The 22,728-nt window shown below is 72.5% G+C and carries 19 protein-coding genes and 1 pseudogene; 10 read left to right on the top strand and 10 right to left on the bottom strand.

Going from position 1 to position 22,728, the window contains the following annotated elements; genetic code table 11:
• Positions 1-140, bottom strand: a pseudogene (locus ACILSK_RS24525) (gluconate transporter); the annotation flags it as partial.
• 186 nt (positions 141-326) lie between these two features.
• Here ACILSK_RS24525 and ACILSK_RS24520 point away from each other — a divergent pair.
• Positions 327-1,097, top strand: a complete 771-nt coding sequence (locus ACILSK_RS24520) for a FadR/GntR family transcriptional regulator (RefSeq protein ID WP_395729810.1) — start codon at positions 327-329, stop codon at positions 1,095-1,097.
• 85 nt (positions 1,098-1,182) lie between these two features.
• On the opposite strand, the gene ACILSK_RS24515 is transcribed toward ACILSK_RS24520, so the two are convergent.
• The 3 genes from ACILSK_RS24515 to ACILSK_RS24505 all read right to left on the bottom strand — a co-directional run bounded on the left by ACILSK_RS24515 (position 1,183) and on the right by ACILSK_RS24505 (position 3,835).
• Positions 1,183-1,773 carry a hypothetical protein gene (locus ACILSK_RS24515; protein ID WP_395729809.1) on the bottom strand — a complete coding sequence of 197 codons (591 nt, stop codon included), beginning with the start codon at positions 1,771-1,773 and terminating at the stop codon, positions 1,183-1,185.
• 95 nt (positions 1,774-1,868) lie between these two features.
• Positions 1,869-2,498, bottom strand: coding sequence for a response regulator (locus ACILSK_RS24510; RefSeq protein ID WP_395729808.1), 630 nt, complete (start codon positions 2,496-2,498; stop codon positions 1,869-1,871).
• Entirely contained in the window at positions 2,495-3,835 is a 1,341-nt protein-coding gene (locus ACILSK_RS24505) for a sensor histidine kinase (protein ID WP_395729807.1), read from the bottom strand. Before ACILSK_RS24505 ends, ACILSK_RS24510 begins: the two co-directional genes overlap by 4 nt.
• 103 nt (positions 3,836-3,938) lie before the next feature.
• On the opposite strand from ACILSK_RS24505, the gene ACILSK_RS24500 reads away from it, so the two are divergent.
• Together ACILSK_RS24500 and ACILSK_RS24495 are read left to right on the top strand one after the other, a co-directional pair.
• Positions 3,939-5,666 carry an ABC transporter ATP-binding protein gene (locus ACILSK_RS24500; protein ID WP_395729806.1) on the top strand — a complete coding sequence of 576 codons (1,728 nt, stop codon included), beginning with the start codon at positions 3,939-3,941 and terminating at the stop codon, positions 5,664-5,666.
• A 345-nt stretch (positions 5,667-6,011) separates the two neighbouring features.
• Positions 6,012-6,941 (top strand): protein kinase domain-containing protein, encoded by a 930-nt coding sequence (locus tag ACILSK_RS24495; RefSeq protein WP_395729805.1) that lies wholly within the window; start codon positions 6,012-6,014, stop codon positions 6,939-6,941.
• Between the two features lie 6 nt (positions 6,942-6,947).
• Here ACILSK_RS24495 and ACILSK_RS24490 read toward each other — a convergent pair whose 3' ends face one another.
• The 3 genes from ACILSK_RS24490 to ACILSK_RS24480 are packed head-to-tail and all read right to left on the bottom strand — an operon-like array spanning position 6,948 to position 9,905.
• Complete coding sequence (locus ACILSK_RS24490) at positions 6,948-7,715, bottom strand: SDR family oxidoreductase (RefSeq protein ID WP_395729804.1); 768 nt, start codon at positions 7,713-7,715, stop codon at positions 6,948-6,950.
• Entirely contained in the window at positions 7,712-8,464 is a 753-nt protein-coding gene (locus ACILSK_RS24485; RefSeq protein ID WP_395729803.1) for a fumarylacetoacetate hydrolase family protein, read from the bottom strand. The genes ACILSK_RS24490 and ACILSK_RS24485 overlap by 4 nt, the downstream gene beginning before the upstream one ends.
• Before the next feature lie 4 nt (positions 8,465-8,468).
• The gene (locus ACILSK_RS24480) at positions 8,469-9,905 is read right to left on the bottom strand and encodes an MFS transporter (RefSeq protein ID WP_395729802.1); all 1,437 of its coding nucleotides are present in this window, start codon (positions 9,903-9,905) and stop codon (positions 8,469-8,471) included.
• A gap of 284 nt (positions 9,906-10,189) precedes the next feature.
• Between ACILSK_RS24480 and ACILSK_RS24475 the strand changes: the two genes are divergently transcribed.
• The 3 genes from ACILSK_RS24475 (at position 10,190) to ACILSK_RS24465 (ending at position 16,219) form a co-directional block, all read left to right on the top strand.
• Positions 10,190-11,263: a D-2-hydroxyacid dehydrogenase gene (locus ACILSK_RS24475; protein WP_395729801.1), complete on the top strand. Its 1,074-nt coding sequence runs from the start codon at positions 10,190-10,192 to the stop codon at positions 11,261-11,263.
• A gap of 124 nt (positions 11,264-11,387) precedes the next feature.
• Positions 11,388-12,155 carry an IclR family transcriptional regulator gene (locus ACILSK_RS24470; RefSeq protein WP_395729800.1) on the top strand — a complete coding sequence of 256 codons (768 nt, stop codon included), beginning with the start codon at positions 11,388-11,390 and terminating at the stop codon, positions 12,153-12,155.
• A gap of 83 nt (positions 12,156-12,238) precedes the next feature.
• Positions 12,239-16,219, top strand: a complete 3,981-nt coding sequence (locus ACILSK_RS24465) for a P-loop NTPase fold protein (protein WP_395729799.1) — start codon at positions 12,239-12,241, stop codon at positions 16,217-16,219.
• Positions 16,220-16,327: 108 nt separating this feature from the next.
• On the opposite strand, the gene ACILSK_RS24460 is transcribed toward ACILSK_RS24465, so the two are convergent.
• The gene (locus tag ACILSK_RS24460) at positions 16,328-17,611 is read right to left on the bottom strand and encodes a CoA transferase (RefSeq protein WP_395729798.1); all 1,284 of its coding nucleotides are present in this window, start codon (positions 17,609-17,611) and stop codon (positions 16,328-16,330) included.
• Positions 17,612-17,622: 11 nt separating this feature from the next.
• Positions 17,623-18,294 carry a Pr6Pr family membrane protein gene (locus tag ACILSK_RS24455; RefSeq protein WP_395729797.1) on the bottom strand — a complete coding sequence of 224 codons (672 nt, stop codon included), beginning with the start codon at positions 18,292-18,294 and terminating at the stop codon, positions 17,623-17,625.
• 36 nt (positions 18,295-18,330) lie between these two features.
• On the opposite strand from ACILSK_RS24455, the gene ACILSK_RS24450 reads away from it, so the two are divergent.
• A complete protein-coding gene (locus ACILSK_RS24450; RefSeq protein ID WP_395729796.1) occupies positions 18,331-21,483 on the top strand; it encodes an AfsR/SARP family transcriptional regulator in 3,153 nt (1,050 codons plus the stop codon).
• Positions 21,484-21,551: 68 nt separating this feature from the next.
• Here the strand turns inward: ACILSK_RS24450 and ACILSK_RS24445 are convergent, their stop codons facing one another.
• Entirely contained in the window at positions 21,552-21,719 is a 168-nt protein-coding gene (locus ACILSK_RS24445) for a hypothetical protein (protein ID WP_395729795.1), read from the bottom strand.
• Here ACILSK_RS24445 and ACILSK_RS24440 point away from each other — a divergent pair.
• The 3 genes from ACILSK_RS24440 to ACILSK_RS24430 all read left to right on the top strand — a co-directional run.
• The gene (locus ACILSK_RS24440) at positions 21,713-21,961 is read left to right on the top strand and encodes a hypothetical protein (protein ID WP_395729794.1); all 249 of its coding nucleotides are present in this window, start codon (positions 21,713-21,715) and stop codon (positions 21,959-21,961) included. The genes ACILSK_RS24445 and ACILSK_RS24440 overlap by 7 nt on opposite strands.
• Complete coding sequence (locus ACILSK_RS24435) at positions 21,958-22,536, top strand: hypothetical protein (RefSeq protein WP_395729793.1); 579 nt, start codon at positions 21,958-21,960, stop codon at positions 22,534-22,536. The genes ACILSK_RS24440 and ACILSK_RS24435 overlap by 4 nt, the downstream gene beginning before the upstream one ends.
• Positions 22,533-22,728 (top strand): NAD(P)H-binding protein (locus ACILSK_RS24430; protein ID WP_395729792.1); only part of this gene is annotated, 196 nt, incomplete at its 3' end. The genes ACILSK_RS24435 and ACILSK_RS24430, both read left to right, overlap by 4 nt.

Here is a 22,728-nt window from a genome sequence, read left to right as displayed (position 1 = left end):
GCCAGGAACGCATGCAACTTGAAATACGTGATCAGCAGCACGATCACCGCGATCCCACCCAACGCGGCCACGACCAACTGCGCGTTCGACCCGGTCGGCACCACCGGATCAGGAGCGGCCATCAGAAACGGCACGGACATCGGGCCTCCGGGGTTCGGGATCGATCATCGGTCACGGTCGAGAGGCGCTGACGGCCTCATCAGAGTGAGTCGACGATGACACATACAACGTATGAGTGCAAGGGCTAGAGGCAATAAAACATACAAATACTTACCACCGACGAGTGTGATGATCCACGTGAACACCGGAGCGGGCATACTGATCACATGCTCGGAGGCCCGGAAGAACCCCAACAGCTGCACGACTCCGTGGTTCAGCGGTGGGGGTGGGACATCGTCTCCGGGGCACTGCCGCCGGGCAGCCGGATCGTCGCCGAGGAGGCGGCCGAGCAGCTGGGCGTCTCCCGGACGGTCGTCCGCGAAGCCGTCCGCGTGCTCGAGTCGATGGGCCTGATCACCGTGCGCCGCCGGGTTGGCATCACCGTCCTGCCGCAGGACAGGTGGAACCCGTTCGATCCCAACATCATCCGGTGGCGCCTGGCCAGCCGGGACCGGCTCGACCATCTGCAGTACCTGTCCGAGCTGCGGTCCGCCGTCGAGCCGCTGGCCGCCAAGCTCGCCGCCATCCGGGCCACGCCGGCACAGTGCGGGGCGCTCACCGCGGCGGTCATCGGTATGTCGGCGAGAGCGAAGGCGGCCGATCACGCCGAATACCTCGGTCACGACATCGACTTCCACCGGACCCTGCTGCTGGCGTCGGGCAATCCGATGCTGGCCGGGCTCTCCGAGGTGGTGGCCGAGGTGCTCGCCGGGCGCACCCGGCACGCGCTGATGCCGCACGTCGCCGAACCCGAGGCGGTGCGCCTGCACGGGGTCGTCGCATCCAGCATCCAGGCCGGGGACCCCGAGGGGGCCGAGGAGGCGATGCGGGCGATCGTGGCCGAGACGGCGACCGCGATCCGGGAGATCCACGACGAGGGTGAAGCCGGCCATGCCTCGCTGCCGGGGCCGCTGCCCTCGTTGCTCGCCCGCGGCTGAATCCCCCACTGTTCGGCCGGGAGCTGAGGCCCGGGCGGCCGGGGCCGAGGTTCGAGGCGGTCATGCGGGTCAGAGCCCGGCGGGTTCAGCCGTCGTCGGAACCGCGGCCCGAGCCGCCCCGGCCCGAGCCGCCCCGGCCCGAGCCCGACCCGGAGCCGGAGTCGGAGCCGTCCGAGCCCGAGTCGCCCGATCCCGGACCCGAACCGCCTGAGTCGTCGCGACCCTCCGTCAGGCGGGTGGCCGCGCCGTCGCCACCGTGGTCGTCGGTCGTCGGGGCCGCGCCGACGCCCGGAGGGCCCTGGGTCGACCCGTCCGACGAGCCCGACGATCCCGGTGAGTCGTCCGACGACGGCTCCGGTCGATCCCCACCGTGGTCGTCGACGACCGGTCCGGTCGAGGTCGGCGGCACCCCCGGGGACGACTCGTCGGCCGACGGCGGCAGCGTGGTCGGGGAGGGATCCACGGACGGCGGGGTGAACCAGAGCGGCGGCGGCGACTCCGAGGTGCCCGACGGCGTCGACGGTGCGGCGAGCGCAACGGTGCCTCCGAGCACCACCCCGGCGACGACGACGGCGGCGGCGATCCCGCCGACCGTGCGCCACCGTCGAGCCGGTGGGGGTGGCGGCGCCGCCACCGAATACACGACCGGCCGGCCGCGCTCGTCGAATTCGTCCACCGGTCCATGGTGGCGCCGCGACCCCCTCGTCCACCATCGGACGGTGGTACTAGTACCCCGGGCCGCAGCGCGCGCCGGGTGCGCGCCGGACGGGGTCAGAACCGGCGGTTCCGTTCCACCCACAGCGCCGCTTGCGTCCGGTCGGCGACTCCGATCCGCTGGTAGACGCTGGTCAGGTGGGCCTTGACGGTCCGTTCGGTGATGCCGAGACGGCGCGCGATCATCTTGTTGGCCAGCCCGTCGGCGACCATCCGCAGCACCTGTTCCTCGCGCGCGGTGAGCGGGCTCTCCCGCCGGTTGTCGGCGTGGGCCCGGCGGCTGTCCAGCAGCACCCGGGCGGCCTTGGGGTCCAGCGGCGACCCGCCGGTGCACACCTCGCGGATGGCGGCCAGGATCGTCTCCGGCTCGCTGTGTTTGAGCAGGTATCCGCGGGCCCCCGCCTCCAGGGCGCCGTTGATGGACTGCTGATCGCCCAACGAGGTCAGCACCAGCACGTTCACCTCCGGCCGGGCGGCCAGGATCCGCGCCGTCGCGGTGATGCCGTCGGTGCCGGGCATGGACAGGTCCATCAGCACGACGTCGGGGGCCAGGTCCGCGGCCAGCGCGACCGCCTCGTCGCCGTCAGCGGCGGTCCCGGCCACGTCCAGATCGTCGGTCGTGCGGAGCAGGTCGGCCAGGCCGCGCCGCACGATCGCATGGTCGTCGACCACCAGCACCCGGATCATGCCGGCACCTGCACGTCGACCCGGGTGCCCTGCCCGGGCGCGGACCGCACGGTGAGCCGGCCACCGCTGTCCCGGACCAGGTCACCGAGCGATCGCAGACCGACGTGTCCGGCCCGCTGCCGTTCCGGCAACTCGGCTTCGTCGAAGCCGCGGCCGTCGTCGTCGATGATCAGGGTCGCCGACCCACCCGCCCGCCGCACCGCGACGCTGACCTGCCGAGCGCGACTGTGCGATCCCACGTTCCGCAGGATCTCCTGCGCGGCCCGGAACAGCACCGAGGACGCCGGCAGCGGCAGCCCGTCGGCCTCGTCGACATCCAGATCGACGTGCACACCGTCCCTTTCGACCGCGCCGGCCAACTCGACCAGCGCCGCGCCGAGCCCCTCGGTGGCCAGGTCGGGTGGGTAGATGTCGACGAGCAGGGAGCGCATCTCGCCGGTGGTCCGGCGCAGCTGGCCGGCCGCCTCGGCCAGCAGCTCCCGATCCCGGGCGGGATCCGGTGCGCCGAGCCGGGCTGCGTCCAGGGTGAAGGTCAGACCAGCCAGCTGCTGCACGACGCCGTCGTGCAGATCGGCCGCGATGCGGCGTCGTTCGTCGTCGGACGCGTCGATCGCCTGGCGCAGCAGCCGTTCCGCGTCCTGCTGCTGACGTTGCACCCGGCGGGCCAACGACCAGGCGAACGGGATCTGCACCAGTTCGAGCACCAGCAGCGCACCGAGCGCGGCCGGCGCGAAGGTCTGCCACTGGGCCTGGCCGGCCTCGGTCACCGAGTCGTACAGGAAGTACGCCTCGAACAGCAGCGGTTGCCCCGCCGGACCGGTGATGCCGGTGTAGACCTCCAGCAGGGTGCCGAAACCGGCCTCGTACCCGTTCTCCGGCTTGTTCAGGTCGCTGATCTCGGAGTTGGTGCCCCCGGTCGCCAGTGCCTGCTGTTCCTCCTCGCCGAGCGGGAAGGTCTGCCCGATCAACCGGCCCTCGTTCGAGTACACGATCCGGCCGGTTGCGTCCCAGAGCTTCACCCGGACCAGGGAGCCCTGGGTCACGTAGGAGTTCATCGCCGCGTTGAACTCCTCCAGGGCGGCGGGGTCGCCGGCCAGGACCGCCGGCGTCAGGCGCGGTTCGACGATGCCCTTGGCCGTCAGCCAGGTCACCTGGCGGGCCGCCTGTTCCGCCTGATCGGTGCCCGCTTGGCGGGACAGCACGGCGAGCAGGACGGCCAGGATCACCGAGACCAGCAGCCCCGCGCCGGCAAACCGGGCCAGCTGGCCGGCCATCGAGACGGGTTTGCGCGCAGCGGCCGCGGGCAGCGGCGCGGTGGTCCGAGCCGCGGTTGACATGGTTCGGATGGTAACCAGCGGTGCCGCCGCCGCGGATCGGACGAGGGTGCTACGACCATCGGTCAATGGCGGCCCCGACCGTGGCCCGAGCATCGTCATCGGCATGTTCCGCTCCGACCTGGCGACCGTGCTCGCCGCCCCGGCCCGCGTCACCGCCGCGCCCCTGGCGCTGGCGGCGCTGGTGTCGGTGCTGCGCATCGGCCTGACGCTGGCCCAGCCGTGGCCGCTGGCGGTCGCGGTCGAGACGGTGACGTCGGGGACGGCGCCGGGCCCGATCGCCGGCGTCGACCCGCGGCTGGTCGTCGCCGGGTGTGGGCTGGTGCTGATCGTGGTCAGCCTGGGCGCCGGCCTGCTGGACATGGCCGGCGAGCGGTTGGCCGAGGGCTCGGCCGAGCGCTGCGGGGCGTTGCTGCGCCAGCGGATGTTCGACCACAGCCTGACCCGGTCGCTGCGCTGGCACGACGGTCAACCGACCGGCGAGCTGGTCTCCCGCCTGACCACCGACGTCGGCCGGGTGCTCGATGCCCTGGTCGCGCTGTGCGCCGGCGCGCTGGCCGACGTGCTGTTGCTGGTCGGGTCGCTGTCGTTGCTCCTGCTCGTCGATCCCGGCCTGGCGGCGATCGGGCTGACGGTGGTGCCCCTGCTTGCGGTGCTCTCCGTCCGGCAACGCCGTCGGGTCCGGTCGGCGCATCAGCGGGCCCGGACCGAATCGGGACGGCTCACCGCGGCCGCCACCGACCTGCTGCGCAACGTCCGGGCGGTGCAGGCGTTCGGCCGGACCGCGAACGCATCCGCGGCGTTCCGCCGCCGCAGCGAGACGGTCGCCGATATCGAGGTGGCGGCGGTCGGCGTGCAGAGCCGCTGGCTGCCGCTGTCCGACGCGGTGCTCGCGGTCGGTACCGGGCTGGTGCTGGTCGTCGGTGGGTGGCAGGTGCTCTCGGGCGGGCTGGCCGTCGGTGCGCTGCTGGTGGCGACGTCGTACCTGCGGCAGCTGTACTCGCCGGTGCGGTCGCTGACCCGGTTGTCCGGCGTGCTGGCCAAGGCATCGGCCAGCGCGGCGCGGATCGCCGAGGTGCTCGACTGCGATCTCGCGGTGCTGGACACCGCCGGCGCGACAACGGTTCCGCCGATCCGTCGGGTGGAGCTGCGGGACGTCAGCTTCGCCTACGAACCCGGCCAGCCGGTGCTGCGGCACTTCGACCTGCATCTGTCGCCCGGTGAGCTGGTCTGCCTGATCGGCCCGAGCGGCGCCGGCAAGAGCACTGTGCTGAACCTGCTGCTGCGGCTCTACGACCCGGATACCGGCGCGGTGCTGATCGACGGCCGGGACGTGCGCACCGTGCTGCAGGGCGCCCTGCGGGAGCGGATCGCGTTCGTCCCACAGGACCCGTGGCTGCTGGACGCGACCATCGCGACGAACATCGCGTTCGGCTCCCGGACGGCCACCCGGGCCGAGGTGCTCGAGGCCGGCCGGATCGCGCACGTCGACGAGTTCATCGACCGGCTGCCGCTCGGCTGGGACACCCCGCTCGGCGAGGACGGGGTGCGGCTGTCCGGCGGGCAACGGCGACGGATCGCACTGGCCCGCGCCGCCGTCTCCGGGGCATCGCTGCTGCTGCTCGACGAGCCCACCGCGGCGCTCGATCCCGCCTCGGCCGACGCGGTCCTGGCCGCGGTCGTCGCCAGCCGTCGGGGCCGCACCGCCCTGATCGTCACCCATGACGAGCGGGTCGCCCGGATCGCCGACCGTGTGGTCGACATCCGCGACCCGCGAACCGATCTCGCCCCGTCCGGGGATGAGCACCCGACCCTGACGCTGGAACGGAGGTGAACGCAATGATCGTCACGAGCACCTGGACCGCCGGTGGTCTGAACCACCGGGGACGCAGCCGGACCCGGACCCGCACCGGAACCCGGACCCGCACCCGCGGCTGAGTCGTCGCCCGCGACAACCAGAATCCGGTACCGCCGAGGAGGTGAACGCAATGATCGTGACCAGCATCTGGACCGCCGGTGGTCTGAACCACCGGGGCCGCAGCCGGACCCGGACCCGCACCGGGACCCGCACCCGCACCCGCGGCTGACCGAGCCGTCGGTCGGGGGCTGTCCGGCCGGCGGCACACTGCCCGCCGGCCGGACAACACCCACCCGACGAGGATTCTTGAGGAGATGTGAGATGCACGAGGTCGGCACGGATGAGCTGGACGGGTCACCGATCTGGCTGGTGGCCGACGGGGCCGACCTGGTCGCCGGGGTGACCGCGATCGAGCGGATCGCGGTCGGGGCCCGATGCGAGACGTGGTTGGGCTGGTCCCGTCCGTTGTGGTGCCCCGCGTTGGTCAAGCTGGGTCGTCCCGGCCGGCGGCCGCAATCCCTGACCCGGGAGGTGGCGGCGCTGGACGGCAACCCGCACCCGGCTCTGCCCCGCCTGTTGGCCGCCGACCTGGACGTCGAGACCCCCTACGTCATCACCGAGTTCGTGGTCGGTGAGGCGCTGGACGAGCTGGCTCCGTTCGACATCGGGACCGCCGCACTGGTCACCGTCGAGCTGCTCGCCGCGGTGCGGGCCCTGCACGGCCGCGGGCTGGCTCACCTCGACGTCAAGCCGGAGAACGTGCTGGTCCGGGCCGGCCGGCCGGTGCTGCTGGATTTCGGTTCGGCCCGGCCGCTCGGCCGCCGCCAACCGGCCGGGCACCCGGTCGGCACGCCGGGCTTCGCCGCCCCGGAGATGGAGGAGTGTCGACCGATCTCGGCGGCGATGGACGTCTTCGGCGTCGGCGCCACCGTGCTCGCGTCGCTCGCCGGCTCACCGCAGGCCGAGACCACCTGCACCGCGGGCGATGTGCTCGAGGCTCGACCCGATCTGGCCGACGACCCGGGCGCGCGGGCCCTGCTGGACGTGCTGGCCGCGATGACCGCGGAGGTCGGGGAGCGGCCGACCGTCACGGCGGCGCTGGTCGCGGTCGCCGATCTGTTCGACCCGGCCTGCCGCCCCTGGCCGGTGGGCCTGACCCCCGGCCCCCCCAACCGTGTTGATCATGGGCCGGCGGCCGTTCTGGTTGCCGTGAAACGGCCGGCATCCCATGATCAACAGCGAGAGGGGTAGGCCAGTTCAGACGACCGCGGTCATCCCGCCGTCGATGAACAGCACCTGCCCGTTGACGTAGTCCGACGCGTTCGAGGCGAGGAAGACCGCCGGCCCGACCAGGTCGTCCGGGCTGCCCCAGCGCGCGGCCGGGGTGCGGCCCAGGATCCAGTCGTTGAACGCCTCGTCGTCGACCAGCGACTGCGTCATCTCGGTGTGGATGTAGCCGGGCGCGATCCCATTGATCTGCAACCCGCCGGCGGCCCACTCGGCGGTCATCGCCCGGGTCAGGTTCCGCAGGCCACCCTTGGCCGCGGTGTACGCGGCGATCGACGGGCGGGCCAGTTCGGTCTGTACCGAGCAGATGTTGATGATCTTGCCGTGGCCGCGGGCCAACTGGTGCCGGGCCACCTCGCGGCCGACCAGGAACGCGCTGGTCAGGTCGGTGCTGATGACCCGGTTCCAGTTCTCCAGGCTGACCTCCAGCAGCGGCTCGCGATGCTGCAGACCGGCGTTGTTGACCAGGATCTCGATCGGACCGACCCCGTTCTCGACCGCGCCTATCCCGGCGGCCACCTGCTCCGGCGCGGTGACGTCGAACGCCTCGGCGGCCACCGCCCGCCCGCCGAACTCCCGCGCCAGCCCGTCCCGAGCGCGGGACAGCCGGTCCGGGTTCATCCCGTTGAGTACGACGTGCGCACCCGCCTTGAGCAGGCCGGTCGCGATGGCCAGCCCGATACCGCGGCTGGACCCGGTCACCAGCGCGACCCGGCCGGTCAGGTCGAAAAGCGTCACCGCGATGGTCCTCTCGAGACGACTGGGTTGCTCAGGGTGCCGATGCCGGCCAGCGAGACCGCCGCGATGTCACCGGGTTTGACCGGGGCGAACGTACCGGGCGCCCCGGTGAGCACGACATCACCGGGGCCGAGGGTCAGGTAGCGGGTCAGGTACACCAGCTGCTCGGTGATGTCCCAGGCCAGCCCGGCCGTGCTGCCGGTGGCCACCACCTCCCCGCCCACCCGCACGCTCATCGCGACATCGGATGGGTCGAGGGAGGTCTCGACCCAGGGTCCGAGCGGGGTGAATCCGTCGCCGTGCTTGGACTGGGTCATCTTCTCGTCGAGCGGGATCTGGTCGACCGCGGTGACGTCGTTGCCGACGGTGTAGCCGAGGATCACCGAGGGCACCTCAGCGGCCGTCAGGTGCCGGCAGGTGCGCCGGATCACCACGGCCAGCTCGCATTCGACGTTGACCTGGCCGAGAGCGTCTTCGACGACGATGTTCTCGCCCGGGCCGACGACCGTCCGGGGCGACTTGACGAACGCCTGCCGGGGCAGCTCGCGGTCACCGGGGGCGCCGTTGTGCGCCATGCCCAGCACCACCAGCGGCTGGACCGGGGCGAGAAGCGATGCGCCGGCCATCGGGTGCCGGACCCCGGTCGGCACCGGGACAGCGGCGAACGGGTCGGCGATCTCGGCCCAGTGATCCCCGTCGGCCAGGACGGGACGGGGGCCGGCAGCGGTGGCCAGGCGGGCGAGGCGCATGGCGTCAGACCGAGACCGGGCGGGCGTTGTCGGCCTCGGTGCCGCGCAACGAGGCAACCAGTGGCGCGGGCCGCTGCGCCACCTGCTCCGGCGAATCCCGCAGGGCGTCGCCGAGCAGGGTGAGGTCGCGGGACCGGGTCTCCGGGGTGATGAACGTGGTGTACAGGGTGATGCAGGTCAGCACGATCACGTAGATGGCGAGCGGGATCCAGGAATTGCTGAACCAGCCCAGCAGCAGCGCGCCGACGAACGGGGCGATGCCACCGGCGATGATCGCGGAGAACTCCCGGGCCACGGCCACCCCGATGTAGCGGTGCCGCGAGCCGAACAGCTCGGGCAGGGCGGCGCACTGCGCACCGAGCATGATGTTGACGCCGACGCCGTAGGAGATGGCAATGACCACGACGGTGACGGCGGCGTTCCCGGTGGATAGCAACGGCCAGGCGACGAGGGCCAGCGCCAGCTGGACGATGGCGCCGATGCGGTAGATCTTCATCCGGCCGTACTTGTCGGACAGTGCACCGGACAGCGGGATGGTGACCAGGCCGAGGATGGCGCCGACGGCGACCGCCAGCGGTCCGACCGAGGTCTGCACGCCGAGCTTGCTGACGTAGGTGATGGCCAGAGTCTGGTAGATGTACGAGCCGCCGTTCTCGGCCATCCGCAGCCCGATGCCGCGCAGGATGCTCGGCGCGGAGGTGCGGAACACGTCACCCAGCGGGTGCTCAGAAACCTGTTCCTGCTTCTCCAGCTTCACGAAGGTGGGGCTCTCTTCCATCTTCATCCGGATGAAGACGGCGACCAGGATCAGAAAGATCGATGCCAGGAACGGGATCCGCCAGACCCAGCCGAGCAGCGCCTCGGTGGGCACCTGGCCCAGGCCGACGAACACCGCGGAGGCCAGCAGCGTGCCGAGCATGATCCCGACGAACGGCAGCGCGGAGTAGTAACCCCGGCGCCGGGTGGGGGAGTACTCGGCCATCAGCGTCGTTGCGCCGGCCTGCTCGGCGCCGGCCCCGAAGCCCTGGCAGATGCGCAGCAGGATCAGCAGGATCGGTGCCCAGACGCCGATCGCGTCGGCCGTTGGCAGTACGCCGATCAGCGTGGACGCCCCGCCCATCAGGGCGATGGTGATCATCAGGACCCACTTGCGGCCCAACTTGTCGCCCAGGGTGCCGAAGAACAGGCCACCGATCGGGCGGGCCAGGAAACCGATGGCCAGCGTCGCCAGGGACGCGACCGTGCCGGCGGCGTCGCCCAGCCCGGGGAAGAAGATCTTGCCGAAGATCAGGGCCGACGCCAAGGAGTACAGCGCGAAGTCGTAGTACTCCAGGGCGCTGCCGACCGAAGCGGCCAGGGTGGCCCGCTTGAGATTGGCGGCGTAGACGGGATCGTCACTGCCGCGGACCCCCGGGGCGGGTGCGTTCGGGTGCTCAGCCATGGTGTGGCTCCTGACAGGGAGGGCTCCGGATCAGCGTGTTCACCAGGATGGACTCGAGCCCGGCGGTCCGCACTGACTGCGAAGGAATCGTATGCGAGGCGCTCCTCGCTGGATGTATTAATACTATGAATCCGATGCGAGCAGGGTTCAATACTCTGATCGAGTGAAGGGCTGCGACTCGCTGTAGTCGTGATGACAACGTTGGACATCGCATTACTCGGGACCCTGTTCAAGGGACTGAACAAGTACTACGATTCGGCGAGACACCGAGGAGAGGAACGCCAATGACGGCAACACATGGCCCGGCCGGGCACGGCCGGTTGCGCGTGGTGGCAGCGACCCCGATCAGCGAGGAACTGATCGCCGAGATCGTCGCCGCGGAACCGCGGATCGACTTCATCCGCGACCAGAGCCTGCTCAAGCCGCAACGCTTTCCGGGCGATCACGGCGGCGACCCCGACTTCCGCCGCACCCCCGAGCAGCAGGCCGCCTTCGACGCCCTGGTCGACTCCGCCGAGGTGCTGTACGGCGTCCCCGACGAGACGCCGGCCGAACTGACCAGGACGGTCGCCGCCAACCCGGGGCTGCGGTGGGTGCACACCATGCCCGCCGGCGGCGGCGCCCAGGTCAAGTCGGCCGGCCTGGCCGCCGACGCACTCGAGCGCATCGCCTTCAGTACCTCGGCCGGGGTGCACGCCGAACCGCTCGCCGAGTACGCCGTGTTCGGACTCCTCGCCGGGGCCAAGACGCTGCCGCGCCTTCAGCAGCAACAGGAGAAGGCGGATTGGACCGGCCGCTGGGAAATGGGCCTGCTGTCCCAGCAACGAATCCTGCTGGTCGGCCTGGGCAGCATCGGCCGGGCCACCGCGGTCAAGCTCCAGGCGTTGGGCGCCACCGTGATCGGCACCAGCCGGCACCCCGACCCGGTCGACGGCGTGGACCGGGTCGTGCACCCGGACGAGCTTGTGGACGCGGTCGGTGACGTCGACGGCATCGTGGTCAGCCTGCCCGGCACCGCCACGACCGAGGGACTGGTCAGCCGCGAGGTGTTCGCCAAGGTCAAGCCGGGCGTGACGATCGTCAGCGTCGGCCGCGGGACCGTCATCGACCAGGACGCGATGATCGAGGCCCTGGCCGACGGTCGGATCGGCTTTGCCGCCCTCGACGTGTTCGCGGTCGAGCCGCTGCCGGCCGACAGCCCGCTGTGGCACGATCCGCGGGTGCTCGTCAGCCCGCACACGGCCGCCCTCAACTCGGCGGAGGACCGGCTCATCGCGCGGCTCTTCGCCCGCAACGCGACCCGGTTCCTGGACGGTCGCGAGCTGATCAACCGGGTCAACACCGTCGAGTTCTACTGATGCGCGCTGCCGCCGGTTGCCTGCGGAACCTGCGCCGGGCTGGGACGGGCGGATGTTCCGCGGGCCGGGATCGACGCACCGGCCCGTTCGGCGAACCCGCCCCGACAGCGGGGAGGATCCTCCGATGACCGAGCCCGACCGGGTGGGCGGCGCGCCCGCCGTCACCCGTTCGATCCGCATCCTGGACCTGCTGGCCGACCAGCCCGGCCAGACGCTGACGCTGTCCGAGATCGCTCGCACCCTCGGTCTGGCCAAGTCGTCGGTGTCCAACCTGTGCGCGGCGCTGGAGGAGGGCGGTCTGGTCCGCCGGACCACGGCCGGGTACCTGCTGGGCCGGCGCACCGTGGAGCTGGGCAGCGCCTACCTCTCCGGATTCGACCAGATCCGCGAGTTCTACCGGGTCTGCGAGGAATCCGAGGTGCTGCGCCGCCAGCTGGTGCAGATCGCCATGCTCGACGGCGCCCGGGTGCTGTACCTGGCGGTGCACGAGGGCCGGGAGCGGTTCCCGCTCTCGGCCAGCGTGGGGGACCGGTACCCGGCGTCCGCCACGGCGGTGGGCACCGCGCTGCTGTCCGAGCTCACCCCTGAGCGGGTCGCCGCGCTGTACTGGGACCCGCGCGAGTTCGCCGGCTTCACCGAACGCTCCACCGCCACGATCGCCCAGCTACAGGCCAAACTCGCCGCCACCCGTGAGCGCGGGTACGCCCTCGACGAAGGCGAGGTCCACTCGACGGTGCTCGGCATCGCCGTCCTGATCCCGGGCAGTCCGTCCTTCGGCCTCGGAGTCTCGATCGTGCATCCCACCGGGGCGGCGCAGGAACGCGACACGGTGATCGCCGCGCTCCGCGACGCGGCCGCCCGGCTCGCCCGGCCCCGGCTGCTCTCGGCGTGACCTCGAGCTGCCCACCCCGACTCGCTGATCTGCCCCTTTCCACCGACGATGATCGGAGATCGTTGAACATCGTTGGGGGATAGATGCCGTCCGAACCGGCCTCGTCGAGCTCCGGAGAATCACCGGTGCGGTTGCGCGGTCCGTTCGCGGGGCATCCTGGCGCAGTCGCGGCCGTCACCATCACGTCGGATGGCGAACGGTTGGTCAGCGGCGGCGTCGACGGCACGGTCCGCACGTGGGGCGCGACCACCGGCGAAGCCGAACTTGTCCTGACGGGGCACGCCGATCGCGTCACCTGCCTTGCCGGCGGTCGTGACCCGCGGGTGGTGGTCAGCGGCAGCGACGACGGAACGGCTCGCATCTGGGACGTCGGCTCGGGCGCCGAGGTGCTCGTGCTCAGCGGGCATCGCGGCCATGTCCTGGCGGTTGCCGTTGCACCCGATGGGGCGCGGATTGCCAGTGCCGGCGCCGATGGGCGTGTCTGTGTCTGGGACGCCTCCACCGGCGAATTGGTGCGAAGCCAGTCCTGGGATGCCATGCCGATCTGGGCGTTGACCTTCACCCCGGACGGCGCTGATCTGATCAGCGCCGGCGACGATGGGACGATCCGGTCGGTGGACGGGATGACCGGAGTGCCGCGGCTCACCCTGCGCCCTCCGACCGGCATCATCCGGTCCATCGCGGTGACACCCGATGGGCGGCAGATCCTCGCCGGCGGCGACGCCGAGGTCTACTCGTGGGATCGGACCACCAGCGAACAGAGCTTTGCCGCGTCGGCGCATGCGCTGCCGGTGCAGTCTTTGGCGGTGACGCCGGACGGGCGCAGATTCGTCAGCGCCGGTGCGGACGGAACGGCATTGATGTGGGACTTTGCGCGCGATGGCGAGGTGCAGTTCAGCCTGCGATCCGGCGGGCCGTTCTGGTCGGTCGCGGTCGCCCCCGACGGCAGCTGGCTGGCCACGGCCGGGGCCGACGGCACGGTCTGCACCTGGGACGCCGCTGACGGTGCCGCGCGACTGCGGTTGACCGGCCATCTCGGGCCCGTCACTGCGGTCGCCGTCACTCCGGACGGTCGCGCGGTGCTCACCGGCGGGTCGGACGGAACCGCACGAGTCTGGAACCTGCAGACCGGATCCGAACTCCTGACGGTCGGCCGGCCGGGGCGCGGGGTGCAGTCGGTGGCGGTGGCGCCCGACGGGGACCGCTTCTGCACGACGGCGCTCGATCGTTCGGTGGCCACGTGGGATCGCTGGACCGGCGAGTTGCTCGGGTCCTTCACGGTCGACGACGGTCCGGTATGGGCGGTGGCGGTGAGCGCGGACGGCGACTCGGTGGTCGGCGCCTGCGACGGCGGAACCGTCCGCGTCTGGCATGGACCGGCCGGTGGGGCCGGGTCGGCCCTGTTGAGCCACCGCGGCGCCGCCCGGGCGGTCGCAGCGGTCGGTGAGGCGCCGATGCCGCATCGGGCCACCGTCGTGAGCGGCGGCGATGACGGACTGGTGGGAGTGTTTCCGTCCGCTCGAGTCGAATGGTGGCGCGGCCATGTGGCGACGGTTCGGGCGGTTGCGGTAGCCCCGGACGGATCTCGCGCGGCGAGCGCGGGTGACGACGGAACGGTCCGGCTCTGGGACATCGAGCGCGAGGATCCCGTCGCGGTGCTGCGCGGTCACGTCGGCCCGGTCACTGCCGTCATCCTGACCTCGGACGGCGATCAGGTGATCAGCGCGGGCGAGGACGGGACGGTCCGGCTCTGGGACCACCGCGCCGGAGAGTCCCGGCTGGTGCTCCGCGGTCACACCCGGCCGGTCCGATCCATCGCCGTCACGCCGGACGGGACGACGCTCGTGAGTGCCGGTTCCGACGGCACCATCCGGGTGTGGAGTCTGCGCACCGGGCAACAGACGGCCGGTACCGAACTCGTCGGTACCGCGCGGCCCAGCATGCTCGCCGATCCGGTGAGCGACGCACCCAGTTCCGTCGACCGGCTGGGGGTCGCGCCAGAGGTGGCGCGGATGGCCGCTGTCGTCGCCGCATCCTCAACGGTCCCGCCGCTGTCGATCGCCCTGCTGGCGGACTGGGGAGGCGGGAAATCCAGCTTCATGATCCAGATGCGTCAGGAGATCGATCGACTCGTCGGACAATCGCGGAACAACAACGGCGACAGTGCGTTTCTGGTCAACGTGCGTCAGGTGAGCTTCAACGCCTGGCACTACAGCGACGACCATGTCTGGACGGGCATGATCGGCAAGATCTTCGGCGATCTGCAGGCCAGCGGTCCCGCTGCGCCCGATCCCGATGAGGCCCGGGCCCGGCGGGTTGAGTTGCGTCGCCGGCTCGCGGACAACCGGGCCGATCAGCAGCGGCTGCGCGGCGCGCTGCGAAGAATGGACGACTCCGCATCCGCCACCGGACGGTTCTCGGCAGCCGGATCACCGGTGGGCATCCTGCGCACCTACCTCGCGACCGGCGCCCAGTGGTGGCGCGATGCGCAACGCAGCCGCGCCGCGCTCGTCCTGGCGTTGGCCGTGGTCGGCGTCGGTGCTGTCGTGTGGTGGTTGACGGCGGACCGGTTTGCGGTGGTCGGGCAGTGGCTGGCAGCGCTCGGTTCCGCTGCGGCGGTGTCCGCCGGGGCCGTCGCGGTGAAGGGTTACGGGCTCGTCCGCGATCACGCCGACGGGCTGCGTGCCGACCTTCGGAGTCGGTTGGAGCAACGGCAGGGTCAGGAGCAGGACCTGGGCGAACAACTCGCCCAGGTCGACGCGATCGACGCCCTTTCTCGATTCGTCGCGACGCACGCCGACGGCGCGGGCCTGGCCCGGCACCAGGGGATTGTCGGGGAGGTGCACGGGCACCTCGAGCAACTCGACCGGCTGATCCGGCGGGCCGGTGCGCAGTGGGACGGTGATCGGCATGGCGAGCCACCGGTGCAGCGTGTCGTGCTGTACGTCGACGATCTGGACCGGTGCCCGCCCGCTCGAGTGGTCGACGTCCTGGCGGCGGTCCACCTGCTGCTCGCCCTGCCGCTGTTCGTCGTCGTGGTCGGGGTGGATGCGCGGTGGTTGCGCCGGTCGCTGGATGTTCACGACGAGGCGTTGTTCGGATCGTCCCGGGCCGGCTCAGGGGCCGACCACGACCCGATGGACTATCTCGACAAGATCTTTCAGATCCCGTTTGCCCTCCGGGCGATGGACGCCGTCGGTGCCCGTTCGTACGTCCTGTCGTTGCTTCCGGAGCCGCTCGGTGCCGTTCGGATGGGTGATCAACCGGACGCCGGGACCGTCGCCGGATCCCCACCTGTTCGTACGCCGATGGACTTCCGGGGCGGCGACCAGCAGAGCCCGGCGGACGGGGCGGCCCGGAACCGTCCGGCTGATGGGGCCGCGCGGCCGGACCCGGCCGACGTCCGCCCGGCCGACGTCCGCCCGGCCGACGTCCGCCCGGCCGACGTCCGCCCGGCGGCGGCCGACCGGCGCGAACTGCGGCCCGCGAGTCTGCAGATGCATGCGCATGAGCGGGAGTTCCTGGCCGAGATGGGTCCGCTGACCACCACCCCGCGAGCGGCGAAGAAGCTGATCAACTTGTATCGGCTGATCCGGATCGGGGTGCCGCCCCACGAACTCGGCGCGTTCGCGGCCTCCCGGCGCAGCGACCCCTACCGATCGGCGGCGGTGCTGTTGGCCTTGGTCGTCGGGGCACCCTCGGTGGCGTCGACTGCCCTGGCCGCGGTGCTCGATGCCGGCCCGGACGATCCGCTGCTGGAGGTGCTGGCCGCTGCCGCGGCTCAACATCAGGCGTCGCACGGCGACGGCGGGACGGGCCGGTGCCCGACCTGTGGGACCTGGTCCCGACTGCTGGACGGATTGGCGGCCGCCGCGGACTCAGCCGTCGGTCTTCCCCGGCCCGCGCGGCCATATCAGACGTGGGCCGCCGAAGTGGCTCGATTCAGCTTCCACACGCGGCCGTTGTGGTCGGGGTTGAGCCCGCGTGAACAGGCGCAGGTCATCGGGGCGTGGTCGGGTGAGGATCGCTCGGTGACGATCGCCGGGCCGCCGGGCCGGCCGTGAGTGGGGAGATTTCTCCGCAACGGGCCGGGCGCGGACCCTGACCGTCAGCTGCCGCAATGTCCGGTCCCTCGCACCGATTCGCCGATCGGGCCGGCGTCGAGAACCGACTCAGCCGAACGACGGCGGGTGCCTGCCGAGCGGCCCGGCGTCCACCGTCCAGCGGGGCGTCACGCCCTCGATCGTGCCGGGCACCCGGACTCGCCGGATCGGGCCCCACGAGGTGTCGGCCGTCTCGAAGACCGAGTCCGGCCACTCGATCTCGCCCGCGGCGCCCGCGGCGACCGTGGGCCGAGCCCGACCGGACAAGGCCTCGGCGGTGGCCGTCAGCGACGTCCGGATGTCGGCCGGGTGCCCGGAACGCAGCTGTTCGGCGAGCGCACGGCCGATCCAGCCGGCCAGCAGGTAGCCGGTGGCATGGTCCAGGGCTTGCACGGGTAGCGGCGACGGTGCCGAATACGCGTCGAGATAGGCGATGCCGCAGCTCATCTGGACCAGGCTGTCGAATCCGCGGCGACCGGTCCAGGGCCCGTGCCACCCGTAGGCATTGAGCCGGGCGGTGACCAGCCCGGGATTGACCGCGCGCAACGCCGCCACGGACAGTCCGAGGCCCTCCAGCGCTCCGGAGCGGAGTCCGCACACCAGCACATGAGCCTGTCGCACGAGCCGCAGGAAGGCGCCGCGGTCCGCGTGCAGGTCCAGGAAGGCGCACCGCTTGCCCGGGGTGACCTCCGGCACCAACGCAGGCACCTCCGGAAAGCCGGGCGGGTCGATCCGCAGGACGTCCGCGCCATGGGCCGCGAGATAGCGGGTGGCGACCGGCCCGGCGATGACCCGGGTCAGGTCGAGCACCCGGACTCCGGTGAACGGCGAGGAATCCGGTCGGAGGGTCAACCTCACGGCCGGGGCAGGTTCCACCGTCGTCCCCTCCCGGACGGTGGCGGCAGCCCAGGCCGCCGGCGGGTGCAGCGCGGCGGCCGGTCCGCCGGCGGCGACCACCGCCGACTCCACGGCGTCGGCCGGGCGAACCGCCACCGCCGTGGCCACCACATCCCGCGACGCGCATTCGGGCGGCAGGCCGAGACCGGCCAGGACGGCCGCCCGGTGATGCGGGTAGTTGGTGTGCAGCCGCACCCAGCCGTCCGCCGCGAGGTAGTCGCCGGCCAACGGATCCCACATCGGTGGCAGCGCCCAGCCGATCGGCTGCGCCAGTCGCTCGCCGGCGAACGCCGCGCACGCAGCGACCCGATCCACCGACACCGCCCGCGGCGGCTCCGCGTTGCGCGCCGCGAGCAGTTCGGCCGCCCCGGACGCCGCCCACGCCACCGAGTCGGCGGCCAGCCCGGTGACGTCGTAGCGTGCCGGCAGCACCGTCGGCGGGCCGGTCACCGTCACCCCGGGGACCGTCACCGGCGCCACCGCGATCGGAGCAGCCCGACTCCCCAGACCAGGAATGCGACGACGGCGAAGACGGCCAGCATGATGCCGACCCACGTCCAGAACCGGCCGCCGGCAGCGGGATCCAGGAACGGGTAGAGCGCCCGGCCGGAGCGGTCGCGGACGTTGTAGTAGATGCCCAGGTACCCGATCGGTAGGACCAGCCAGGTCAGCGGCAGCCACCACACCTGCCGGCGCCCGACCAGGCCGGGCCCGAACACCACCCAGTCGATGACGGCCAGGGCGGGCACCACCGCGTGCTCCAACAGACTCGACGTCCGCGACAGATCGCCGGAGAGCAGGGTCTGGTAGATCACCGCAGTCACCGTCGCGTAGGTGGTGGACGCGCCCCGGCACCAGGCCACCGCCGCTGCCCAGCGGGGTGAGGCGACGTCGGCGGCGGTCGCCGTCACGACCACCGACAGCGTGGCCGTCAACGCCACGGTGAGCGTGGTGACCTGCGAGAAGTACTTCAGCTGGGCCAGATCTCCGTCCAGCGCCCCGATCAGTCCCCACCAGGCGAGCCCCGCCAGCACCGCCCGGAACACCAGGGCCGCGGTGCGGACAGCGGTGCGCGTCGTGGACCGGGGGGAGTCGGGGCGCGGCTCCCCGGCCGGCGCGGTGCGGTGCGATGCGGTCAACGGGAGCACCTCTCGGCAGCGGCGGACGATCCTCCCATGATCGGCGTCGCTCCGGCCGGCCGCCACCAGGGCGCATTCGATGCCGTGACCTGCGACAATGACGCCGTGCTCACCGTGGCGGTGCTTGGTCAGCTCCAGCTGCGCCGGGACGGCGAGCTGCGCCGGGTGCCGGCCGGCAAGGCCAGCGAGTTGCTGGTCCGGCTCGCGGTGGCCGCCGGCACGGTCGTCGCCGCGGACCGGCTGCTGTCCGACCTGTGGTCGACACCGTCGTCGCCGTCGCGGAACACTTTGCAGGCCAAGGTTTCCCAACTTCGGCGGGCGTTGGACGGCCGGGACTTGCTCGCCGAGGTCGGTGGTGGCTACGTGCTGCGAATCGATCCCGAGCGAGTCGATGCGTTGGAGGTGGCGAGGCTGGCCGCGGCGGCCCGCGCCCACCTCGCGACGGGAGACGCGCGGGCGTGCGTCGACGACTGCGACCGGGCCCTGGAAATGTTCGACGGCCCGATCCTGGTGACCGCCGGGGGCGCCGCATGGGCCGATCCGGTCCGGGCCCGCCTCGAGCAGACCCGTCTCGGACTGATCGAGGACCGGGCGGCCGCCCGCCTCGAACTCGGGGCGGCCGGTGACCTGGTCGGCGAGCTCGGCGAACTCGTCGAGGCCCATCCGTTGCGGGAGCGGCTCTGGGCGATGCTGATGACCGCCCTGTATCGGGACGGCCGGCAGGCCGATGCGCTGGCCGCCTACCGGCGGATCAAGAGCCACCTCGCCGACGAGCTCGGCATCGACCCCGGGCCGGAGCTGCAGGAGCTGGAGCGCCGCGTGCTCGCCGGTGACCCGACCCTGGCCCCGATCCGCGTCCCGGTCCGGCCTGCCGCCGCCATGCCGGACCGGCCCACGGTCGAACTGCCGATCCGGGCCGGCAACCTGCCGGGGTTGGCCGTCGAACTGCTCGGCCGCGACACCGACCTGGGCGAGCTGGCCGCAACGCTGCCGCGGCATCGGTTGGTCACGCTGGTCGGGCCGGCCGGGGTCGGGAAGACCAGCCTGGCCGTCGAGGCGGCCCGGCGGCATCCGGCACCCGGCGGGTGCTGGCTGGTCCGGCTGGAACACGCCGCGGACCCGGCGACGGTCCTGGCGGCGGTGGGCGAGGCCCTGTCGATGGTCGGCCCCACGTGGGAGTCCGTCGCCGAACGGTTCCGCGGCACCGACGCGCTGGTCGTGCTGGACAACTGTGAGCACGTGGTGGACGCCGCCGCCGACCTGGTGGACCGGCTGCTCGCCGCGGCGGCCGGCCTGCGGATCCTGACGACCAGCCAGGTGCCGCTGGACCTGGCCGGCGAGATCCTGTTGGCCGTCGAGCCGCTCTCCACGGACGACGCGGTCGCGCTGTTCGTCCGGCAGTCCGCGCGGCGGCGCCGCTCGTCCGCGTTCGATCCGGACGCGGTCGATGCCGCCCGCGACCTGTGCGACGCCCTCGACCGGATCCCGCTGGCCATCGAACTGGCGGCCGCGCGCACGAAGGCCCTGTCCGTCCAGGAAATCGCGCACCGGCTCGACGACCGGTTCGCGCTGCTCAGCGACCCGTCGGGGCGCCGGCCGGACCGGCATCGAGGGCTGGCCGCGGCCATCTCGTGGAGCTACGACCTGCTCTTCCCGGACGACCAGCGGGTCCTCTGGGCCATCGCCGGGTTCACCGGCGGGGCCCCGCTCGCCGCGGTGGTCTCCGTGGCGAGCGCCGTCGGCGTGCCGGAGCCTGCGACGTTGGACGTGGTCGATCGGCTGGCTGATCGATCCATGGTCGTGGTCGACGTCGGGACGGGCGGCGCGGTGCGGTACCGGTTGCTGGAGAGCGTCCGCGCGTACGCCCTGGACCGGCAGACCGAGGCCGGCATGGTCGACGCAGTTCGTGACGCGCACCTGAACTGGTTCACCGGGGCCGCCCGCATTGCCGCCGTCGAGCTCCGGGGTCCCCGGCAGTCCCTCCACCTCGGGGTGGCGCGGGACGAGCGGGCCAACATCGACGCGGCCCTGTGGTGGGCGGCACTGCGGGATCCGGCGGCCGGGCTGCGGATCGCGGTGAGCTTCGGCTGGGCCTGGGTGGTGCTCGGCGAGGGCGTGGGAGCCGCCGAACGACTCCGCCGAGCCGTCGCCGCAACGGGAGAAGGCGCGCCGGCCGGCGACCGGGCCACGGCGCTGGCCCTGGCCGGCTGGAACGAGGTCGGCGGTGACGTCGGCCGGGCCCTGGCCGAGTCGGAGCGGGCGGTCGCGCTGGCCGACCTGGCGGGCGACGACGCCGCGCGCACCGTCGGCCGGTTCGCGCTGGCCTTCGCCCTGATCCACGCCGGGCGCGCGCCCGAGGCCCTCCACCTGCTGGACCGGTGGCGCGTGACGGCGCTCGGCCGCGCCCCGGACTGGGACCTGGCCCTGGGTGCCGTCCTCGCCGGTTACGCAGCCCTCGCCGCGGGCGAACCGGCGCGGGCGGCGGCCGCGTGCGGGCAGGCCGGCCCGTTGCTCGGGGCATTGGGTGACGACTGGCTCGTGAGCCATGTCGAGTCCATCCTGGGCGAGGTGGCCCGGGCCGATCACCGGCTGTCCGCCGCCGGCCGCCACCTCCAGGCCGCGGCCGACAGCGCGCACCGGGCAACCGCTTTCGCGGCCGAGGGATTCCATCTGGCCAACCTCGGACGGGTCCGGCAACTCGCCGGGGACGACGCCGGCGCCGCGGCCGCGCTCGAACGGGGCATCGCGATCATCGAGGGTGTCGGGCTGATGCGGGCACTGGCCCTGTCCCGCATCCGGCTGGCGCGGGTCCGGCTGGCCCTGGGTGACCGGGCCGGCGCCCGGACCGAATTGCTGGCCGCGGACCGGTGGTTCCGGGAGTCCGGCGGCGGTGACGAGGCGTCGCTGGCCGCGGTGACGTTGGCCGCCACCGATGCCGAGGACGGCCTCGCCGGCGCGCCGGAGCGGCTGGCCGAGTTGCTCGACACCGCACGCAGCGAGGGCGATGTCGACGCCCAGGTGCTGGCGTTGGACGCGACCGCCGCACTGCGGGCGGTGGCCGGCGACCCGGCGCAGGCTCGCCGGATCCTGGCGACGGCGGACGAGCTGATGCCGCTGACGTCCTACCGGCTGGCCGACGTCGACCGGCGGGATGCCCGCCGGGCCTGGGCCCTGCTGTCCTCCAGCTGATCCGTGGCCTGACGGCCGAACCCTGTGATCAACCGGGGCGGGCCGTCAGGACGCGTCAGTACGCCCCGTCAGCCGGACGTCAGCGCCGCATCAGCGGTGCGGCCGATCGTTATCCCATGCCCGAACAAGCCCACGATCGACAGGCTGCCGATCGACAGGCCACCGATCGACTGGTCGCCGATGCGGAAGCTACCGACGCGCGGTCCGCGGAGCTGGTCCGCCGGCTCCTGTGCCACGACGCCGATGCGCCGGCCGAGATGCCGCGATCCTGGCCGGCCGGACAACTCCGGCGCTCGACCGGGCGCAGCGATGCGCCACCACCACCCGCGACCGCCAACTGGTCGCGCTGGCTGCCGCCCGCCTCGGCGGCGACGCCGAGTTGCTCGATGCCCTGGCCCGAGACCACCTGGCCGACTACCCCGACCACGAGCTGGCCGCCTGGATCGCGGATCCTGCGGCCACCGAGGAGCGTGCATGATGGATACTCGCGAACACCCCGATCTCCGGTCCAATCGATGGATCGTCGCGGCCCGGTGGATGATCACCTTCGTCGGCTTCCCGCTCGGTGGCCTGGCCGCCATGCTCACCGTCGGACGGGTGGACAGCCTCACCGCCGCCCTCGCCGGCGGGCTGATCACCGGTGCGGTGCTGGGTACTGCCCAGGTCCTCGGCCTCGGCAGGCTGATGACGAACCCGGCCGGATGGATCGCGGCCACCGCCGGCGGTCTGGCCGTTGGCCTTGGAATCGGCGCGACCGCCGTCGGTTTCGCCACCGATCTGACGTCCCTGATGATCGAGGGGGCGCTGTCCGGGCTGGCCGTGGGCGCGGCGCAGGGTGTGGTGCTCCGCCGTCGTCGACCCCGGCTCGCCCTGGCCTGGCCGCTCTTCCTGGCCGCCTGCTGGGCGCTCGCCTGGGCCCTGATCACCGTCGCCGGCGTGCAGGTCGACAACCAGTTCACCGTGTTCGGCGCGATCGGCGCCGTCAGCGTCACTGCCGCCACCCTTGTCCTCCCGCTCACCCTTGTTCGCACGTCCGTCAGGAGCGCATCATGAGCCGCCACGTCGTCTTCGGCACCGGGCAGATCGGCCGGCTCGTCGCCGAGCAACTCGTTGCCGACGGTCACGACGTGATGGCGGTCAATCGCAGCGGGCGCGGCCGGATCCGCGGCGCCACGGTCGTGGGCGGGGACGCCACCGATGCCGAGTTCACCACCCGCATCGCGGCCGCCGCCGATGCGGTGTACT

Origin of the sequence: Nakamurella sp. (genome assembly GCF_044224575.1) — a bacterium.
Taxonomy (GTDB): Bacteria; Actinomycetota; Actinomycetes; order Mycobacteriales; family Nakamurellaceae; genus Nakamurella.
This window is presented reverse-complemented; position numbering and strand designations above follow the sequence as displayed.